We start from the raw sequence: 16,429 nt of genomic DNA, 5'->3' as shown, positions 1-16,429 counted from the left end.
AAAAAAATCATATGTTAAGAAGTTCTTGCAACTATCTACTATTTCACATTCAATAATAATTAAGATATAAATAGATTATCGATGCAAGATATAAGATTAGATAATAAGGAGGAATAACGCCATGCAACCCTATATCAATCAACCAGATGGAGTCTTTCCCTCAGTTTGCTCTCTTGATTGTCCTGATCAATGCGGCTTACTTTTGCACAAAAAAGATGGGAAAATCATTAAGGTGCAAGGAGACCCTAACCATCCTGTTACTAAAGGAAATATTTGCAACAAAGTCCGAAACATGACAGCTCGCATATATGACCCCAAACGTCTTCAGCAGCCATTAAAGCGGATCGGCTCAAAAGGAGAAGGGAATTTTGTTCCTATCAGCTGGGAGGAAGCCATTGACACAATCACTTCAAAATGGAAAAACTTAATTGAACAGCATGGCCCAGAAAGCATCCTTCCTTACAGCTTTTATGGAAACATGGGAAACCTCAGTGCAGAAGGAATGGATCGTCGGTTCTTTCATAAGCTCGGGGCAAGCAGACTTGAACGTTCCATTTGTAACGCGGCCGGTTCTGTTGGCTATAACTATACGATGGGTGGTTCGTTCGGCATCGACCCGGAAGAAACGATTCAAACAAAGCTTTTTATCCTGTGGGGTATTAACGCTGTGAGCACAAATATGCACCAAGTAACAATTGCCCAGCAGGCCCGAAAAAACGGGGCAAAAGTTGTGGTCATTGACGTACATAAAAACCAAACTGGAAAGTGGGCCGATTGGTTCATTCCTATTCTGCCCGGAACAGATAGTGCTCTCGCTCTCGGTTTAATGCATATTTTATATGCCGAAAATCTAGTCGACCAACCTTTCTTAGATGAATACACTGTGGGCTCCGCTGAATTGTGCGAGCATGTCCGCCAATATGACCCTGCCACCGTCTCAGCGATTACTGGTGTTCCGATTGATGACCTATATGAGTTAGCACGAATGTACGGTAGCACGACTCCTTCATTCATTCGAATAGGCAACGGTCTGCAGCACCATGATAATGGCGGCATGGCCGTACGGACCATCGCCTGCCTTCCTGCACTTACCGGTCAATGGCTTTTGAAGGGCGGTGGCGCGATAAAGGGGAATTCAGGATACCTGGCTTTTAATACCAATGCCCTAAGACGTCCTGACCTTTTGAAGGATAAAACAACACGTATCATTAATATGAACCAAATCGGTCAAGCCCTTTTGGAAAAAGAAAACCCGATTCTTTCCTTATTTATATACAGTTCCAATCCAGCCCTTGTCGCTCCGAATGCGAATAAAGTGCAGGAAGGTCTGATGAGAGAAAATCTATTTACTGTGGTCCATGATTTATTCTTAACCGAAACGGCAATGTATGCTGACATCGTCCTGCCTGCTGCTTCATCTTATGAAACGGAGGATTTTTATAATTCATACTGGCATAATTACGTCCAAATACAAAAACCTGTAGTGGAAAAGTATGGAGAGTCGAAATCAAATGTCGAATTATTCAAACTGTTAGCCCGGGGTATGAGCTTTGAAGAACCAGCTTTTAGAGATTCAGAGGATGATATGATACGCCAGGCACTCAATTTTCCAGATAACCCGTATTTAGAAGGAATCACTTATGAATCCCTTTCAGAAAGTCAATTTGTCAAAGCCAAGATGAGTCCGCTGTTCCCGGGTAAACTGCAGACACCGAGCGGCAAAATCGAACTCTATTCTGAACAGATGAAGAAGCATGGATACGAACCGCTACCAACGTATATGCCAATCGTCAAAGACAGTGACCTGCCATTTTTATTCATACCAGCACCTAATCACAATTTCTTGAATTCAACTTTTTCCAATAACGAAAAACATATCTCTATGGAAAAAGAACCGAAACTACACATGAATACGGTAGATGCCCTAAAATTAGGAATAGATACAGGAGATATGGTCCGTATCTGGAACGAGCGCGGTGAATGTGTGCTAACTGCTGCTCCCGGGGAAAATGTGTTAGCCGGTGTTCTTGTCAGCCAAGGCTTATGGCAGAACACACCTGAAACAAAGCAACATATCAATGCCCTTACTCCAGACAGGGTGGCAGATATGGGAAATGGCGCCGTTTTCTTTTCAGGCCGGGTTGACCTTTTAAAACTGTGAAATTATAGTCGTATCTTATTTGATTGATTATCATGATTTATACTCATTACTGAAAAGTGTCTATTATTCATTTTATTTTGAGTGCATTTTTTAAAATATGTTCGATTTCTGGAGTTTATCTACGATTCTGGAGTTATATTTACGTTTCTAGAATTTCATTTCCACAAAAAGGCTGTTCCTTAAGGAACAGCCTTTTCATCTAGCTATTTACTCTTCATCAAACCATCCTGTTGGTTGAATATCCAAGTTGTTATTAATTTGCTTCACTTCTGTGTAAGCCTCGTATCCGAAAGTACCTAGCTCACGGCCATTTCCGCTTTGTTTGAAGCCGCCCCAAGGAGCTTCGTTATATGTTGGGTGATAAGAATTTATCCACGTGATACCAGCACGTACTTTTTTGATTACACGGTACGCCTTAGCGATATCATTCGTAAACACCGCTCCAGCTAAACCATATTTCGTGTCATTGGCCAGTCGAAGAGCTTCTGCCTCGTCCTTGAACTTTTGAACAACAAGTACTGGTCCAAAAATTTCTTCCTGCACGATACGCATTTCAGGTGTTGTATCAACAAAAATCGTTGGTTCAACAAAGTACCCATTTTCCAAGCCCTCTCCTTTAATCCGGTTCCCACCAACGATTAATTTGGCTCCTTCTTCTTTTCCAATTTCGATATACGATAAAATTTTGTTCATATGGGCTTCAGAAACGACTGGTCCCATATGAGTTTTTTCATCAGAACCTGACCCCACTTTAATTTGTTTCGCTTTCGCGGTAAGACTTGCAATAAATTGATCATAAATGGACTCTTCCAAAAGTAATCGAGAGCCCGCTGAACATACTTGTCCTTGGTTACAGAAGATCCCGAATAAAGCGTAATCAACAGCAGTCTCAAAGTCAGAGTCTGCAAATACGATATTAGGGGATTTCCCACCAAGCTCCAAAGTCACTTTTTTCAAATTCCCTAACGATGCTTCCATGATTTTACGGCCTGTTGCTGTTCCGCCTGTAAAGGCTACTTTATCGATTTCCTCATGTTCAGCAATGGCCTGTCCGACAACTGGTCCTGCCCCTAATACTAGGTTTGCGACACCTTTGGGTACTCCGACCTCTTCCAAGATTTCGAATAGTTTAACAGCCGTTACTGGTGTTACTTCTGATGGTTTGAAAACGACGGAATTTCCTGCAGCTAGCGCCGGAGCCAATTTCCAGGCTGACATCAACAAAGGGAAGTTCCAAGGAATAATTTGCCCGCAAACACCGATTGGCTCCCGGACGACCATTGCTTGCTGACCGTCAGGCACCTCATACGTCTGTCCTGTCGGTTTAGTAGCCAATCCTGCATAATATCTAAAACAGGCTGCTGCATCATCTATATCAAAACGAGCTTCGCGCAATGGCTTTCCATTATCCAACGTTTCCAAAGCAGCTAGTTCTTCAGCTTTTTCTTCTAATTTATCGGCAATTTTGAATAAAAGTCTGGCTCGCTCCACTGCCGGAGTTCCCCACCATCCGCCTTCATAGAAAGCATATTTTGCTGCCTCAACCGCTGCATCGACATCCTTCTGTGTTCCTTCTGCAGCTGTAGCAATAACTTCTCCCGTAGCCGGATTCAATACATCCCTTTTTTCACCCGAAGTCGAACTCACCCATTCCCCATTGATAAACATCTTTAAGTCTAGTGCTTCCGTTCCTTCTTTTTGTGTGTTATTTTGTAAAGTTTCCTGCATTTTAATTCCTCCTCGGTTTTAAGTTATCTACCTATATACAAGATATAAGCAAGATTCATGCCAGTTTGAAGTATTAGGTAAATCGCATTTTCTTTCTCTTCCCTGTCCCATATAAATTCAATCGTGAATTTTCTATTCATTTTTGCATAATAACTTTAGTCAATCTTCTCTACTTTCGCCACAACCTCTTTATTTCTATTAAAAGAATCATAAAATATATATTTAGAAGAAATATATTTTCTCAAAAATAAAGAGATGAGCAGCTGCTCATCTCCATACTTTTTCATTATTAATTCCGATTAAAAATGACCAGCTTCATTTCCGTCATTTCTTCAATCGCATACTTTAACCCTTCACGGCCCATCCCGCTTTTTTTGACTCCGCCATATGGCATGTTGTCGACGCGATATGTTGGGATATCATTTATGATAACGCCACCGACTTCCAGTTTTTCAGCTGCAGTAAGGGCCAAATTGATATTGTCTGTATAAACCCCTGCCTGCAAGCCAAATTCGGAATCATTGACCAAATCAATTGCTTCTTCAACCGACGACACCTTATTGATCAAAACAATAGGAGCAAAGACTTCCTGACAGGATACCTTAAGCTTCGCATCCACTTCCAGTAAGACAGTAGGATGCAGGATATTCCCTTCAGATTTACCTCCTGCTGCAACAACGGCACCGTACTGTTTTGCTTCACTGATCCAGTCCAGACTGCGTTCTACATCACCAGCGCTTATTAACGCTGAGACATCCACAGCCGGGTCCAAAGAATCGCCGAGTATTAGTCCCTTCGTTGCCTCAGAGAATTTTTCTACAAACTCGTCATACACCTCTTCATGAACATATGCTCGCTGTAAGGAAATACAGACTTGCCCTTGAAAAGCAAATGCTGCCGTTACACAGCGTGGGATAATTTTATCAATATCAATCCCTTTATCCACAATAACCGCTGCATTGGAACCAAGTTCAAGACTCACTTTCTTCAAGCCCGCCTTGTTACGGATACCGATTCCTACAGCAGGGCTTCCGGTGAATGAAATGCTCTTCACCCGTGAATCAGTCACTAATTTATCACCAATTACCGAACCGCTTCCCGTAATCAGATTAAACGCTCCATCAGGAAGATCTGTTTCTGCTAATAGCTCAGCTAGCAATAGCGATGATAGTGGCGTTTGGCTCGCAGGTTTCAAGACAATCGGGTTTCCAGCAGCAATGGCCGGTCCGACTTTATGAGCTACCAGGTTCATCGGGAAATTAAAAGGAGTAATTGCACCCACTACGCCAATTGGCTCGCGAACGGTGTAACCAATTCTACCTTCCCCGTCAGCTGTCGCATCCATCGTTAATGTTTCTCCATGAATCCTCTTTGCTTCTTCTGCTGCAAATTTATATGTGGCAATCGTCCGGGAGACTTCTCCTATCGCTGTTTTAATCGGCTTCGCTGCCTCTTTAGCAATAATTTCAGCTGCCTCATCTTTACGGCTTTCCAAAAGAGTTGCAAGCTTTTCAAGAATGGCAGCCCGTTTATGACTTGGCAGAGCAGCCATTGCTTTTCTAGCTTGATAAGCTGAGTCTATCGCCAACTCAACCTCTTCAGGGGTAGCAGCCGGAATCTCCGCTAAAACCTCCCCGCTATAGGGAGACTTTAGTGTCGTGAACTTTTGGGCTTCTTGCCATTTTCCATTAATAAATAGTTTCTTTTTCAGAGTTTCCGTCATTACCATCCTTATCACCTCTTATAAAATTTCTTTTTCGACAGCTGTAAATGTTTCATCCAGGATTTCAATTATTCTTTCGACTTCTGATTTAGTTATGATTAAAGGTGGTGCAAACACGAGTGTATCTTGATCAAACGTAACGGACCGGCAAATTAAACCATTCTTCGCAGCTTCAGCCACAAGTCTTGGTGCTAGCTGTGTTTCAAAGCCTTCCCCGGTTTGTTTATCTTTGACAATAGAAATGCCTCCAATAAGACCAAGTGCTCTAACATCCCCAATAATCGGGTGTTTGCTTTGTAGCTTTTTAAAGCCCTCAAGCAATTCTAAGCCACGCTGTTTCGAGTTTTCTATTAAGTTTTCGCGTTCAATAATTTCAATATTTTTCAAGGCGACAGCACAAGCCATTGGGTGCCCACTGTATGTGTATCCATGTAAAAGCGTGCCTTTAGACAGGGCTATAAAATCCTGATGCATCTTATCATTAAGGACCACGCCACCTAACTGGGCATATCCGCTCGACACACCTTTTGCAAAGCACATCATGTCTGGCACAACACCGAAGTGCTCAATTCCAAAATACGTACCTGTTCTTCCGAAGCCTGTAATGACTTCATCCGTTACCATTAAAATGCCGTATTCATTACAAATCTCTCTTACTTCCTTAAAATAGCCTTCAGGAGGTAGATTCACGCCGCCAGCTCCTTGAATCGGTTCCGCGATAAATGCAGCAATCGTTTCTGGCCCTTCTTGTTCAATGACCTTACGCAACTCTTCAATGGAAGAACCATCTACATAACAAAAATCCGGAGCAATGGAATTCGTGAAGTCACGGAATGGTTTCAAGCCAGTTGCACTTGTCGCTCCCATAGCCACCCCATGATAAGATTTCGAGCGGGAAATAATCTTTTGACGATTAGGCTGGCCTTTTAAAATCCAGTAGTGACGGGCAAGTTTAATTGCCGTATCATTCGATTCCGATCCACCTGAAGTGAAGAAAACTGCATTCAAATCCCCAGGCGCAATAGAAGCAATTTTAGCCGCTAAACGAATAGCCGGCTCATTGCTGAAGGTAGCAAAACTTGAAGTAAACGCCAACTTTGCCATCTGTTCTTTCGCCACTTCAGCCAACTCTTCTTGTCCATGCCCAATATTCACATTCCAAAGTGAGGCCATGCCATCAATGACAGTTCTACCCGTGATGTCCGTAAGATATATTCCTTTACCTTCTGTAAAAATGAAACTTGGCCCATCCGCCTGCTGTTGTGCAATTGCTGTAGTCGGATGAATAAAATGCTTTTTATCCAAATCGATTAATTCCTGAATCCCCGTCTTCTCTTTAATCATCTAAAAAACACCCTTCTCACTTAATAGATTTTTTTATCATTTGCTATACGTATTTATATAGCAAGATGCATGCCAAAGTATATGAGCTTTATATAATAGTATTCAAAGAGAAAATGATTCATAAATAAATCAAAAATAGCGCGTATTGATTCGAATATAAATCAATCGATTCATATTCGAATCAAACATATTTAAATTTCCATTTATCAACAAAAATCAATACTTATTTACTAAAATTATCGTTTTTTGTATTTAATTTCTTAATGATGTTACATAACCTAACATAAATTATTGAATTTTTAAAAAATTTGTATTATTATCATGATAATAACATTTCCATTTCTCTTCTGAGCCCTCGGTTAATCTAAAATGAAAGAAGTTGATATAAATGCAGGTAGGCTTTGAACTGTATCAAAAGCAAACTTTGAAGTTAGCTTTGACCCCTGAATTACAGCAATCGATCAATATTCTACAATATTCTGCACATGAACTTATAGATTTTTTACACCAACAGGCTAACGAAAATCCTGTTCTCGAAATAACCGAAACATTTAAAGACCCTCTCGCCTCTCTCTCTGAATCTGGTATACGTACTAATAAAATAAACACTCAGGCAGGAGGATCTTCGGCTATAAGTAAAGGATTCAATGGAGACAGTGATTATAACCCTATCAATAATTATTCAGTAAACACAGAAACACTAGAAAATCATTTACTAGAACAAGTGAGTATGCTTAAATTCTTGAAACCTCTTGAAAGAAAGATCCTCGCATTTTTAATTGGAAACTTAAGCGAATATGGATTTCTTGAAGTGGATGCAGATTGGGCAGCCTCTCTTTTTTCCGTGTCTATGGAAGAAATTGAAGACATGATTCAAGTTCTGCAATCCCTTGACCCCATCGGAGTGGGTGCCAGAGATTTGACTGATTGTTTACTCATTCAGCTGCGTGAGCATGAGCATTATAATGAATTGGCGTACACTATTATAGATAATCACTTAACAGATTTAGCTGAAAAGCGCTACAAGAAAATAGCCAACCTTTACAAAGTAACTATTCAGGAAGTCCAAGAGGCATCAGATTTTATCCGCACGTTAAATCCCCGTCCCGTCAGTCATTTTTCTAACGATATGACCCATTACATCGTTCCGGACGTATTCGTAGAAAAAGAAAAGGATGGCTATCTGATTACGGTTAACGACAGTTTCGCACCTAAACTATCAATCAATCATTACTATACGAATATATTAGCGACTAAGCCGGGCGACCCAGCTAAAGATTACGTCAAAAATCACTTAAATGATGCTCAATTACTGATTAAAGGTCTTGAACAAAGGCAAATGACCCTTTACAAAGTGACAGCAACAATTGTAGAGGAACAACAGGATTTTTTCTTGAAAGGGATTGCTGGATTAAAACCTATGACACTGAAAGATATATCCGAAAAACTCCAGCTTCATGAATCAACAATCAGCAGGGCCACGAGCAATAAATATATCCAAACGCCGCAAGGCCTCTTCAAATTAAGGAACTTCTTTACTAGAGGCTTAAACCGAGTGAACAGCCAAGAAACCGAATCCACTATTACCATCAAAGAAAAAATAAAAGTCTTGATCGCCGATGAAGATAAAATAAAGCCTTTTTCTGACCAAAAACTTTGTCAAATATTCGAAAATGAAGGAACCAAAATATCCCGTCGGACCATCGCAAAATACCGTGAAGACCTCGGTATACCTGGATCTTCTAAACGCCGGAGATTTTGAAACAAAAAAACTAGCTGTGTAAAAGTACAGCTAGTTTTTTTCTCTTTATAGTTAAACTTTAACATCGGGAAACGGCATCACTAGTTTGAACGACTTCCCATTTATCGTCTTCTCCTCTGACTTTACCCTGACCGATACAATCAAAAACGACAGCCCGATGATACCCTATCACAACATTCCTCTCCACATGCCTACACTCAATATGCGTAGTGGATTGTAATTCGTGAGAGGATAAGATTGGAGTCAAATTTGTTCACTGTTTTTCCTGTTTTTATTATTAAAAGTATAAAGCTTCATCACCAAATTTTCTCCTCACTAGCAAGAATGAAGGTACAAAGAGTTTTATTTTTTACCCCACTTATCTTCAAAAATAAGATCATCCTTAGACCGTCTCTTTTCCCAGTTGGCTAATTCAAGAATAGGTTTATCCGGGTATTGATCAGTATAGCCAACCGACATAAGTGCGATAGGCTCGATGTGTGGCGGTATATCCAAAATATCACGGATATCATTTTTCTTGTAAAAGCTGACCCACCCCATTGCTAATCCCTCGGCACAGGCAGCTAGCCACATATTCTGAATCGCACAGGCAGTGGATAGAATATCGGTTTCTGGAATCGAGTTCCGCCCCAACACATGGGAACCTCCCCGTGTCGGGTCACAGGTTACACAGATGGTATATGGTGCTTCTTTTAACCCTTCAACTTTCAAACTAAGAAATTTATTTTCTTTTCCGCCTTCATAATGAATTGCGAGCGCTCTTCTCTCTTTATCGGCTGCCCAGGCCAAGCGGTTTTTGATTTCCTGAGATGAAACAACAATAAAACTCCAAGGCTGCATAAATCCTACAGACGGGGCATGGTGTGCCGCATCCAAAATTCTTTGCAGTATTTCCTTTGAAATGGGATCGGGTAAAAAACTCCTGATATCCCTTCGGTTATAAATAGCTTTATATACGGCTGCTTGTTCGTCATTAGTAAACATAGTTCTCCCCCAATATTTCCGGCTTCTCAGAAATTTATCTAAAAATTCAATATAAATGTTACAGGTAAACCATTACAATTAAAAGTAACTTCGACACAGAAAAGGAATGATGGGAACAAAGCTGAAAAAGAATGTCCTGCTTATCCGTTGTCGATATCCAAAAGGCATATACTGTACTTATCTGAATCAAAGGATCCCCTCTTTTATCTCGAGAATGAAACAAGCCGGTTTAAAGCGTTCAGTCAACCAAAGTCAGCTGAATGGATTCTCACAAAATATGTGAATAGTGCGTTTATCGGTACCAATCTTGAGAAGATTGGATTTTAAGAGAAGAAGCTTGTCCCCAGGTTATCATTACTGGATTAACGACCAATCATAACGTAGAGACCACCACCCGGATGTCCGGTAACCTCGGATTCATTCCTATCTTAATATAAGATGCGACCGCTACATTTGAGGGGATAGGCCCTGATAGAGTGTGCTATAGCGCAGAATTGATTACCAGATTTCCTTGGCAAATCTGCATAATGAAATTCACTGAAATTATGCTGACATAGAGCCTTATTCATAGTCTATGATGATTGGAGATGAGAAGTACCTGTGAAACATGTACAACGGGGAACAACACAGGCACTCGCCTATATTCTTGAGTCCATGAATATACCTTTTGCGATGAGCGTACTGAAAAACAAATTACATCTGCCCCAATTGCAATGGGGCATCAGTGAAAGGCAGGACAAAGAGTCTGAATTCATCTGGTTCCGTCCACCACAAGATTCACTCTTTCTTGTGGCCTATGTGTGTCAACATAGAGATCTTCATACACCATCCAGTTGTCCTCCCACATCGGACGCGCTTCTTCACCATCACGCTCAAGTCCCCGTTCCAAACGCTGATTTCGGGGACATTCTACCCAGATTGTGAAATCATAAAGTTCAGCTAGTTCTTTACGAGTGGAATACGTTCCTTCAATAATAACAAGGCCTTCAGCAGGAATAGTATGCCATTCGCCCATTGCGTCCGTTTCCCAATCATACCGTTGATATTTCGCTTCACCCCTCCAGTTAAGCGGTTGCAGAACCTGACCAAAAACCCGTTGCCAATCATAGTCCGCACCAATTTGCTTTTTGGAGGGAGGCTGTTGGATTCTCTGTGATGACGGCAAATAGAAATCATCCATATGAACAACCCTGCTACCCGGGCATTCTGATTGAATACGGGCCGCGAGCGTACTTTTTCCAGATCCTCCGCGACCATCTATGGCGATTAAATATGGAGATTGTTTTTTGGATAACGTATGAATGTTAGCTATAAGACTCTGAATCGTATAAGGTCCTTGAAGTGTTGGGAAGTTCATAAAACATTCCTCCTATACTACTTATTTCTATCCTCCCTCCCTTATATTCCTTCCTTGAGAGGATAAAAAATCTAAGAAGAAGGTGCAACTATTGAATAAAATCCAATTTGCCGCCATTTTCGATATGGACGGCACCTTGTTTCAAACAAATAAGATATTAGGTCCTTCACTTGAACGAACGTTTGAAATCCTTCGATCAGAAGGGAGCTGGACAGGAGATACCCCGCTTGCCACGTACCAAAGGATTATGGGCGTCCCATTAACTGTCGTTTGGGAAACCTTAATGCCAAAGCATCCCGAGCATATTCGCCGTCAAGCGGACCAACTTTTTTTAGAATGTTTGAATCAAGAAATCAAAGAAGGAAAAGGTCAGCTTTTTCCTCACGTCTTGGAGACCTTGTCAACGATCAAACAGCTTGGAATTTCCATTTTCATTGCTAGCAACGGTCTTGAAAAATACTTGGAAGAAATCTGTTCATATTTTGGTCTAAATGAATATGTTACGGACATATACAGTGTGGAAAGGTCTTCGAAAGGCTCGAAGACCGACTTAGTGCGAATGCTATTGAAAGACTATCAAATTGAGAAAGCCATCCTGATTGGTGACCGAAAATCCGACATCGAAGCAGCAAAGGAAAATGGCTTAGTGGCTGTAGGCTGTCAATTCGGATTTGCCGCTGAAAATGAATTGAAAGATGCAGATATACTCATCGCTAATTTTCTAGAACTACAAACTTACATTTCTAAGGGATACTAAAGACCACTTTCTAACAAGTTTTCCTGATCTGCCAGCATCACGGCTATTTTATCCTGTATGGCCGTGATGCCTTTTTCTTCTACAAAGTTATTCAAGAGAATGGAAAAGATGATTTTTTCCCCTCTTTTGGTCGTCACATAACCAGATAAGGAGCTCGTCCCTGAAATTGTCCCTGTTTTTGCGCGAACGTTCCCAGTTGCATTAGTCTTTTTCATCCTCTTTCTTAGCGTTCCGCCAACCATTCGTTCTTCAACCCCTGCAACTGGCAATGCATTTAAGTATGCAGGAAACCATGTTTTTTCCTGAACGGCATATAGTAAACTCGTGATTTCATTTGCAGGGATCATATTGACTTGGGAAATGCCGGATCCATCACGCATCTTAATCGTATGCATATCGAGGCCCATTAACGCCAACTGGCTTTTTGCCACTTTCAATCCATCTTCCCAGCTTCCATCTCCATTTGCCGCTTTACCCATTTCTTTTACCAAAACCTCGGCATGGCTGTTATTACTCAACTTCATGAAAGGAATAAGAAGTTGTGAAAGCGGCATTGATTCATGAGTGGCAATCATCCTTGCATCTACTGGCGTTTTACCTTGCTTCTTTTCACCGACCACTTTGATTCCTTGTTTCTTCATTGATTTTTCAAATAGGTTTAGTGCATACTCTGTAGGATCTGTCACCGAAAACCACTCTTTCGTCTGCCCAGCATGTTCCGGAATGGTCCCGGATACCGTTATAACATTTTTGCCATGAAACCTTTCGACATCGATTTTCTTCTTTCCATCCGCTTCTACGGTTTTTACTTTGTTTATGATTTCCACATACTCCGTTTCCGGTTTCATCTTCACTGTTGCCTTTTTACCAGCTTTATTACCGGGAGATACCTCCATGAGAATTGTCCCGGTATCATAGTCTTCATTCGGGGAAGCGGTTAATGCTGAAACAGCCGCTCCGTAGTATTCGTACTCATCACTCCAAACTAAGTCCTTGGAATAACGAACATCATCATACCAGGTGTCATCCCCAATGAGATTTCCATGGACGATTTGGACTTGATTTTGCTTCAGTGAAGCTGCCAACTCATCAAAGTCCTTTTCTAATAAAGTAGGATCTCCTTTTCCTTTCAGATACACATCCCCCTGCAGAACATGGTCGACCTGCAATCCTTTTATGTACAGTTCTGTTTGAAAAACATAATCATCACCTAATGTTTCAAGTGCTGCCGCAGCAGTCAAAAGCTTTAGATTCGAGGCAGGCCGCAGTCTAGTTTGCGAACCGCGTTCATAAATCACTTCTCCCGTTTCTGCTGAACGAATGGAAATTCCCACTAAGGCACCTGCCAATGCTGGTGACTCATTCAAAATCCGCTGAATTTCCTGACCTAGAATTCCCTCTTCATTCGACGCCTGCATCGATTCTCCATTAAAAAAGCAAATCAAAAACAGGAAGAATATAAAACTCAACTTCCTTTTATATGACAAACATACCACTCCTACTCTGAAAAAAACTCATCCCTACTATCTTGTCCATTTTATGGTCAGATAAAAAGTGAAGATTCACTTGAAAGTTTCCCCTAATACATACACAAGAAATTCCCCAATTATTCAAGCGGTGTTTCAGCTAATCATTTAACAAATCTAGACTTTTATCAATAAACAGCCACCATACCTAATAGGGCTCTTTTTCATCCCTTTAGATGATATTTAGGGAACTTTTCTGAAAGTTTATTCGTATTAGTATTAAGACACAGTAAGGAGTGAACATATGTATTCAATGATTCAACCGCCCACGAAGAAAATTTCCAAAGAATCCGTTAAAGTTTGGCGGATGACTGAAACCATTACCAATCTTGTAATCCTCGCCGTCCTTAGCATTCTATTGTATGTCGATAATTATTTTGCTTGGAAAGAATGGATTGGATGGACTTTAACCGGCCTTATCGTATTACTATTTTTTCATGCAATATGGTCCATCTTTATTGAACCAATCCTTTTGCAAAAGTATTGGCGTTACGACGTGAGCGAAGAATTCATTCAAACAAAACAAGGAGCATGGAAGGAAACTCACGAACTCATTCCGATGACGAAAGTACAATCAGTCAAGTTGAACCAAGGTCCGCTTTTGCGGAAATATAATCTTTATTCGATAAGTATCGGGACAATGGGTGCTTCCCATGACATACCTGCCATTTCAGAGAAAGAAGCGTATGAACTACGAGATAAAATTGCCCATTTCGCAAAAATTAAGGAAGTGGATTAACAATGGAAGAACATGCAAAACGGTTACACCCGTTCAAAATCCCTTTCGAATTAGGGAAAGTAATGAAAGGGAACTTGTTTTTTATTATCATGCTTTATGTACTAAACTTCGGTACTGAAAAGACATATATGAAGGTGCTCCAAATCGGGTTTCTAGTTTACTTGGTATGGCGAGTTATTTCAGTTATCCTTCAATGGTATACATATAAATACCAAATTAAAGAAGGAACCGTTCAAATTACATCAGGGCTTATCTCCAAGTCGTTTCGAACAGTTCCGTTTCTTAAAGTACAAAACGTTCAGCGACGTACAACTCTATTCCACAAACTTTTCAACTTAACTTCATTAACATTTGAAACCGGGATGACTGATGATCAAGGTTCTGTACCATTTGAGGTTATTTCTCAAAAAGAGGCCAAACGACTTGAACAGGAATTATCGTTAATACAAGAACTTTCTGTTATCGAAGTCGATGGTACTGAAGAGGATATCCTGGAAATTGTTGAATCAGTTTCTGAAAAGACGATTCATTTTACACCTACCAAACAGGATGTGCTGAAAGCCTCCTTTACATCACTCAGCTTCCTGGCGCTTATTCCGATTGTCGCTACTATTTATAATACACTCGATGATTTTTTCAATATGAAAAATGCCGAAGGGTTGCTTGCAACGTTATTAGATACATGGTGGATTGTAACCATAGCCCTCATCGGCATTATTTGTATAGCCGTTGCATTCGGAATTATTTCCACGTTCGTTAAATATGGAAAGTATGAAATATCATCAGACCATGAACGCGTGTATATTAAGAAAGGCGTACTTGACGAATCTGCTTTTTCGATTCAGAAAGAAAAAGTACAAGCAGTCGAGATCACCCAATCACTCATTAAAAGAATGCTTGGTTTAGCGGAAGTAAAACTGATAAGCGCAGGAAGTACAGGCGATAAAGAACTAGAAACAAATACTCTCTATCCGTTTTTATCGGTTGACCGTGCGTATGCGATGATAGAAGAGATTTTACCTACTTACAAAGTGGAACGTTCGATGGAACGCTTATCGAAACAAGCGTTCAAAGTACGAATGATGCGGCCCAGCTTTTTCTGGATCCTTACGACCGTGGCAATCTATTATTTTAAACCGGCCATATGGTATGTATCAGTGATCTTACTCGTCCTTATTTACACATTGCGAATATTAGATTACAAAAATAGTCGTTATTTGTTAAATAACGAGATTATTCAGTTCAAATCAGGAAGTTTAGAAACGTCACTGTTTATTACAAAAAGAAGCAAAGTCATTCAAATTGAAGTAGAACGTTCGAAATTACAAAAACTCTTCGGGCTTGCCTCAATTGAAACTGTTAACCGCTCCAAACCAGTGCATCATACAAAGCTTCAAGACGTATCAGTTGAATATGCTGACGAGTTTTACACATGGTATACTTGCCGAACGCAAAATATTCAAGTCGAATAAGGTTAAAGAACGGAAGAGTTGACTATGACAGTCAGCTCTTTTTTTATTTCATCTATATCCCCCCCTCTCTTCCATCTGTAATCTGCTCTGATAAAGATACCTAACAACATTATTAATAGTTACAAGAATATTCCAACTAAAAGCTTCAAAGAAGTAAAAACATGTCGAAATATCTATTGAAACCATTTTAAAAATTTGAAGTACTTAAGGAGCAACGAACACACTTGTCATTACCGCAGCCAAAGCCGTTTATGATGGAGATAAATTGATCGGTGTGCTCGGTGTCGACATTTCTAACAAAAAAGGGACGGACCCTAAGGATCCGTCCCTTTTTATCCAAATCTATTAAAGCGGTCTACTTTTAGTAAGCGTTTCATCCGTTTCTGTAATACCTGAGTAGGAAGAATGGGCTTTTCTCGCATCTGTATCAACTAACACAAGTAGCTTGCCATTCTTCACATCTGTTTCATATCGATTTGCCTCTTCCTCAGGTATACCTAGACCAATTAATGTGCCGGCCAGGCCGCCTGTACCAGCTCCCACGGCTGCACCAGCCAATGTAGCAGCGAGTGGTCCAGCCGCTAATACAGGTCCAATTCCAGGAATCGCTAACGCTCCTACTCCTGCTAATAAACCAGCTGCACCGCCCAAGATGCCTCCGGTCGCTGCACCAGCAGCAAGCCCTCCTTCAACTTTTGTACCCGTTTCTTCATTCACTGTCCTTAATTCTTCTTTATCTTTCGCTACGACTGAAATATCTACACGATTATATCCTTGAGCTTGCAAAGCCTCAACTGCCTTAATGGCCTCTTCTCCAGTTTCATATACACCAATTATACGTTTATCCATATCTATCATCCTCCTTAAAGAATGTAA

The 16,429-nt window shown here is 40.6% G+C and carries 12 protein-coding genes; 5 read left to right on the top strand and 7 right to left on the bottom strand.

Annotated features, from left to right (window positions below):
- The first annotated feature begins 121 nt into the window (after nucleotides 1–121).
- Nucleotides 122–2,161, top strand: coding sequence for a molybdopterin oxidoreductase family protein (locus NST21_RS02765; protein WP_340887596.1), 2,040 nt, complete (start codon nucleotides 122–124; stop codon nucleotides 2,159–2,161).
- Between the two features lie 207 nt (nucleotides 2,162–2,368).
- Here NST21_RS02765 and NST21_RS02760 read toward each other — a convergent pair whose 3' ends face one another.
- The 3 genes from NST21_RS02760 to NST21_RS02750 form a co-directional block, all read right to left on the bottom strand.
- The gene (locus NST21_RS02760; RefSeq protein ID WP_056522546.1) at nucleotides 2,369–3,889 is read right to left on the bottom strand and encodes an aldehyde dehydrogenase family protein; all 1,521 of its coding nucleotides are present in this window, start codon (nucleotides 3,887–3,889) and stop codon (nucleotides 2,369–2,371) included.
- Nucleotides 3,890–4,178: 289 nt separating this feature from the next.
- The gene (locus tag NST21_RS02755) at nucleotides 4,179–5,612 is read right to left on the bottom strand and encodes an aldehyde dehydrogenase family protein (RefSeq protein WP_056522808.1); all 1,434 of its coding nucleotides are present in this window, start codon (nucleotides 5,610–5,612) and stop codon (nucleotides 4,179–4,181) included.
- A gap of 18 nt (nucleotides 5,613–5,630) precedes the next feature.
- Nucleotides 5,631–6,956, bottom strand: coding sequence for an aminotransferase family protein (locus tag NST21_RS02750; protein WP_328113635.1), 1,326 nt, complete (start codon nucleotides 6,954–6,956; stop codon nucleotides 5,631–5,633).
- 388 nt (nucleotides 6,957–7,344) lie between these two features.
- Here NST21_RS02750 and rpoN point away from each other — a divergent pair, with 388 nt between their 5' ends.
- Nucleotides 7,345–8,718 (top strand): RNA polymerase factor sigma-54, encoded by a 1,374-nt coding sequence (gene rpoN / locus NST21_RS02745; RefSeq protein WP_340887593.1) that lies wholly within the window; start codon nucleotides 7,345–7,347, stop codon nucleotides 8,716–8,718.
- 342 nt (nucleotides 8,719–9,060) lie between these two features.
- On the opposite strand, the gene bluB is transcribed toward rpoN, so the two are convergent.
- Both bluB and NST21_RS02735 read right to left on the bottom strand, forming a co-directional pair.
- Nucleotides 9,061–9,702 (bottom strand): 5,6-dimethylbenzimidazole synthase, encoded by a 642-nt coding sequence (gene bluB / locus NST21_RS02740; RefSeq protein WP_340887592.1) that lies wholly within the window; start codon nucleotides 9,700–9,702, stop codon nucleotides 9,061–9,063.
- Nucleotides 9,703–10,453: 751 nt separating this feature from the next.
- Nucleotides 10,454–11,059, bottom strand: a complete 606-nt coding sequence (locus NST21_RS02735) for a uridine kinase family protein (protein WP_340887590.1) — start codon at nucleotides 11,057–11,059, stop codon at nucleotides 10,454–10,456.
- A 91-nt stretch (nucleotides 11,060–11,150) separates the two neighbouring features.
- On the opposite strand from NST21_RS02735, the gene NST21_RS02730 reads away from it, so the two are divergent.
- The gene (locus tag NST21_RS02730; protein WP_377376743.1) at nucleotides 11,151–11,816 is read left to right on the top strand and encodes an HAD hydrolase-like protein; all 666 of its coding nucleotides are present in this window, start codon (nucleotides 11,151–11,153) and stop codon (nucleotides 11,814–11,816) included.
- On the opposite strand, the gene dacB is transcribed toward NST21_RS02730, so the two are convergent.
- On the bottom strand, nucleotides 11,813–13,234 hold the full coding sequence (gene dacB, locus NST21_RS02725) for a D-alanyl-D-alanine carboxypeptidase/D-alanyl-D-alanine endopeptidase (RefSeq protein ID WP_445670582.1): 1,422 nt from the start codon (nucleotides 13,232–13,234) through the stop codon (nucleotides 11,813–11,815). The two genes, NST21_RS02730 and dacB, sit on opposite strands and share 4 nt — an antisense overlap.
- A 352-nt stretch (nucleotides 13,235–13,586) precedes the next feature.
- Here dacB and NST21_RS02720 point away from each other — a divergent pair, with 352 nt between their 5' ends.
- Nucleotides 13,587–14,081 (top strand): PH domain-containing protein, encoded by a 495-nt coding sequence (locus NST21_RS02720; RefSeq protein ID WP_053344330.1) that lies wholly within the window; start codon nucleotides 13,587–13,589, stop codon nucleotides 14,079–14,081.
- 2 nt (nucleotides 14,082–14,083) lie between these two features.
- Nucleotides 14,084–15,553: a PH domain-containing protein gene (locus NST21_RS02715; protein WP_340887587.1), complete on the top strand. Its 1,470-nt coding sequence runs from the start codon at nucleotides 14,084–14,086 to the stop codon at nucleotides 15,551–15,553.
- A gap of 345 nt (nucleotides 15,554–15,898) precedes the next feature.
- On the opposite strand, the gene NST21_RS02710 is transcribed toward NST21_RS02715, so the two are convergent.
- Nucleotides 15,899–16,402, bottom strand: a complete 504-nt coding sequence (locus NST21_RS02710; RefSeq protein WP_340887586.1) for a general stress protein — start codon at nucleotides 16,400–16,402, stop codon at nucleotides 15,899–15,901.
- Nucleotides 16,403–16,429: the final 27 nt, after the last annotated feature.

Origin of the sequence: Peribacillus sp. FSL K6-1552 (assembly GCF_038005205.1) — a bacterium.
Lineage (GTDB): Bacteria > Bacillota > Bacilli > Bacillales > DSM-1321 > Peribacillus > Peribacillus butanolivorans.
Note: the sequence above shows the minus strand (reverse complement) of the source record. Positions and strands in the feature narration are given on the sequence as shown.

Bases quoted from the DNA above. Each gene is read 5' to 3' on its own strand.
- bluB (WP_340887592.1), bottom strand. From the start codon at position 9,702: ATGTTTACTAATGACGAACAAGCAGCCGTATATAAAGCTATTTATAAC.
- NST21_RS02720 (WP_053344330.1), top strand. From the start codon at position 13,587: ATGTATTCAATGATTCAACCGCCCACGAAGAAAATTTCCAAAGAATCC.
- NST21_RS02710 (WP_340887586.1), bottom strand. From the start codon at position 16,402: ATGGATAAACGTATAATTGGTGTATATGAAACTGGAGAAGAGGCCATT.
- NST21_RS02735 (WP_340887590.1), bottom strand. From the start codon at position 11,059: ATGAACTTCCCAACACTTCAAGGACCTTATACGATTCAGAGTCTTATA.
- NST21_RS02715 (WP_340887587.1), top strand. From the start codon at position 14,084: ATGGAAGAACATGCAAAACGGTTACACCCGTTCAAAATCCCTTTCGAA.
- NST21_RS02755 (WP_056522808.1), bottom strand. From the start codon at position 5,612: ATGACGGAAACTCTGAAAAAGAAACTATTTATTAATGGAAAATGGCAA.
- NST21_RS02750 (WP_328113635.1), bottom strand. From the start codon at position 6,956: ATGATTAAAGAGAAGACGGGGATTCAGGAATTAATCGATTTGGATAAA.
- NST21_RS02765 (WP_340887596.1), top strand. From the start codon at position 122: ATGCAACCCTATATCAATCAACCAGATGGAGTCTTTCCCTCAGTTTGC.
- rpoN (WP_340887593.1), top strand. From the start codon at position 7,345: ATGCAGGTAGGCTTTGAACTGTATCAAAAGCAAACTTTGAAGTTAGCT.
- NST21_RS02760 (WP_056522546.1), bottom strand. From the start codon at position 3,889: ATGCAGGAAACTTTACAAAATAACACACAAAAAGAAGGAACGGAAGCA.
- dacB (WP_445670582.1), bottom strand. From the start codon at position 13,234: ATGCAGGCGTCGAATGAAGAGGGAATTCTAGGTCAGGAAATTCAGCGG.